The organism is Novosphingobium sp. 11B (assembly GCF_054589055.1).
Genome location: NZ_BAAILP010000089.1, coordinates 1,544 through 4,823 on the forward strand (window position 1 = coordinate 1,544; position 3,280 = coordinate 4,823).

The 3,280-nt window shown below is 59.4% G+C and carries 1 protein-coding gene and 1 pseudogene; one reads left to right on the forward strand and one right to left on the reverse strand.

Annotated features, from left to right (window positions below):
- The first annotated feature begins 728 nt into the window (after positions 1-728).
- The gene (ltrA, locus tag ACYPYD_RS07885) at positions 729-2,165 is read left to right on the forward strand and encodes a group II intron reverse transcriptase/maturase (protein WP_459662698.1); all 1,437 of its coding nucleotides are present in this window, start codon (positions 729-731) and stop codon (positions 2,163-2,165) included.
- A 120-nt stretch (positions 2,166-2,285) separates the two neighbouring features.
- Here the strand turns inward: ltrA and ACYPYD_RS07890 are convergent.
- A pseudogene (locus ACYPYD_RS07890) lies at positions 2,286-3,167 on the reverse strand (IS3 family transposase); the annotation flags it as partial.
- Positions 3,168-3,280: the final 113 nt, after the last annotated feature.

Here is a 3,280-nt window from a genome sequence, read left to right on the forward strand (position 1 = left end):
TATCGAACTCATCGACTCCCCGCGCTGCCAGCGATCCCATATCTCTGCTCGCTGGCTGGCCGTGTAATAGATCCGACGACGCTGCTTCATCGCGACACTCCATCTTCCGCAAAAGATTAAAGTGTTGCCTCCACCCGTCGAACCCACCGCCATAGAAGTGGCTTGGCTCGTCTGAACAGCCTTTGACGTTTGATAAGTGGATCGTCTGCGGGTTGGTTGTTCAAGCTGCCGCCTGCGGGGCGTCATGGAGGTCGGGCGTAGGTGTGCCGGGCATGGGCACTGGATAGGAGGTGAAAGTCCTTTACGGGGCGAGTTGGTAGCAACCGTAAGTCGAAGACAACTGCACGCAGCGTGCCCATCGTGAGATGCGCAAGGCGCTGATGCCGTGAGGCCGTGTGGGGAGGAAGTCTTAGACGAACCGCAGCACCGAACGCGAGTGAACCCTTGGACAGGCCGATCCGGTCGGGTGAGCGTGCCTACAAACGCGACGCCCAAAATCCAACCGAGACCGGGGCGGTAGTGAGGGCGGCGGCGGCGGCATATCCAGTGTTCTTACCCCGGGAGATCTGTTGGGGTCCGCGTGAGCGGTAGGCGGATAGGAGGAAACGACGACCGCCGATGCCCCTGCAGAAGTCGGATCTCTCCGTAGGAGCGATGAAGCCGGTGAAAGTCGGCTGAGCAAAGGGAGAGATGGGTTGAGAAGGAAAGGACATCATCAATTGAGCTTCGTGTTCGCCGACAGCCCGCGAGGGGGTGGCGATGTCGGAGGTTCGGGCGAACCCGAGCGTCGGTCATGGCTACTGCACACAGCGAAGCACAAAACCATGACAAGTTCTTTCACCCGGGCAGCCGATTCAAATCGGCTGCTGGAGGCGGTAGCGTCCAAGGCAAATCTCGCGCAGGCGCTACTGTCCGTTGTACGCAATAAGGGGGCACCGGGGATCGACGGCCAGACGGTTGAGGAGGCCGAAGCGCAAGCTCCGCATCTGTTGACTGAACTGCGCCGTGTACTGTTGGCGGAACGCTTTTACCCAGGGGATATTCGTCGGGTCTGGATTCCCAAACCCGGTGGAGGTCAGCGCGGTCTGGGCATTCCCAATGTGAGAACGAGGGTGGTTCAACAGGCGGTTCTCCAGATTCTGGAGCCGATATTTGAACCAACCTTCCATCCCAGCAGTCATGGGTTCCGTCATAATCGTGGTGCTCATACGGCAATTGCTGAAGCGACTGAATATCTGGAAGAGGGCTTTCGGACGGTGGTTGATCTGGATCTGGCGCAATTTTTTGACCGGGTTCATCACCAACGCCTGCTGGATCGAATGAGTCAGCGGGTGGCCGACCGGCGGATTCTCAACCTGATACGACGAATGCTGAGGTCGGCCGTGGTGATGCCGGATGGCACACGTATCGAAGTCGTTGAAGGAACTCCGCAAGGCGGCCCGCTTTCGCCATTTCTATCAAACATCGTTCTCGACGAGTTCGATCAGGAGATGGCGCGGCGCGGGCTACGTTTCGTTCGCTACGCCGATGACGCCAACGTCTTTGTGCGCAGTGAGCGAGCCGGGATCCGTGTCATGGCATCTCTTCGGCGTTTTCTGGAGGAGCGATTGCGCCTTCAGGTCAATGAGGAGAAAAGCGACATCCGGAAACCGGAGCAGGTCCACTTCCTCGGCTTTTGCTTTCGCTGCACAGATGGTGTGTCCTCAATCGAGGTCGCGCTGTCCCGCAAAACGAAGCGTCGACTGCTGACGACTATTCGGGACATGACTCCGCCCAACTGGGGGAGATCGATCATGACCTGTATGGCCGACCTTGGTCGATACCTGAACGGATGGTCGGCATATTACCGCCTCTGCACCGCAGAGGTGGCGTCTGAACTGGGGGTCGTTGACGCCCACGTTCGCCGTCGGCTCAGGGCGATCATCGTGCGTCAAAAGAAGCGTCCGCGCTTCTTGTTCCGGTACCTTTTGTCGCGCGGGGTCAGTCGCAATGCCGCCGCTGGCACCGCGTATTGCGGAAAAGGGAGCTGGGCGAAATCCAATCGACCCGGGATCGTGAGGGCTTACCCTCCTTCATGGTTCCATGGACGACTGATCTCGCTCAAAGCCCGATGGCACGAGCTAAACCCCCCACGGGTCAATGACCAGTTCGTACTGGCACTCTGATATCGACCCAAGGAGCCGGATGCGTGGTCCGCATGTCCGGTTCTGAGAGAGCCGCGGTGGAGTAATCCGCCGCGGCTACTCGACCCCGGCCGGAGTGACGCCCCGCAATTCGCAGCCAATTCACGCTGCCACGGCCTGTGGCAGATTGTCAAAGTAGGTCTGATCGGGCGGACGCCCACCGAGGCTCGAGTGAGGTCTCCGGGCGTTATAGAAGCCCAGATATCGGCCGATCGCGTTGCGCGCTTCGCTGACCGAAGCGTAGGCGTGCAGGTAGACTTCTTCGTACTTCACCGAGCGCCACAGCCGCTCGACCACGACATTGTCGCGCCAGGCGCCGCGGCCGTCCATGCTAATCGCGATACCCTCGCGCCGGAGCACGCCGGTGAAGGCCTGGCTCGTGAATTGGCTCCCCTGATCTGTATTGAAAATCTCCGGCTTGCCATAGCGCGCCAGGGCTTCCTCGAGCGCTTCCACGCAGAAGTCGGCCTCCAGCGTGATCGAAATCCGATGGCTGAGAACCTTGCGGCTGAACCAGTCGACGATGGCTACGAGATAAACGAAGCCCCGCGCCATGGGGATGTAACTGATGTCTGTCGCCCAGACTTGATTGGGCCTTACGATCGGAAGCTTGCGCAGGAGATAGGGGTGGATCTTGTGCCCTGGCGCCGGCTTCGAGGTGCTGGGACGTCGATAGACCGCCTCGATCGCGATCTTCTTCATCAGGCTCGCGACATGGCAGCGGCCAATCTCGATACTTTCCTGGCGCAGGAAATCACGTAGCATTCGGCTTCCCGCGAACGGAAACTCCAGGTGCAACGCATCGATGCGCCGCATGATCGCGAGATTCTTCGACGAAACCGGCCGGGGCAGATAATAGACACTGCCCCGGCTGATCCCCAGTTCCTTCGCCTGACGCTTCACCGGTAAGGTGTGCGTTCGGTCAATCATCGCTTTGCGCTCGGCAACAGTCCTGCCTTGCCGAGCGCGCCTTCCAAAAAGATCCTATGCAGGTCGCCGGGATTAACCGGTATCCTGACGGCAGTGTCATTCAGGAGATTGGCCATGACGATGGAACAGGAGTTTGCTTCACCAGCATCGAACACTGAGACCGTTTA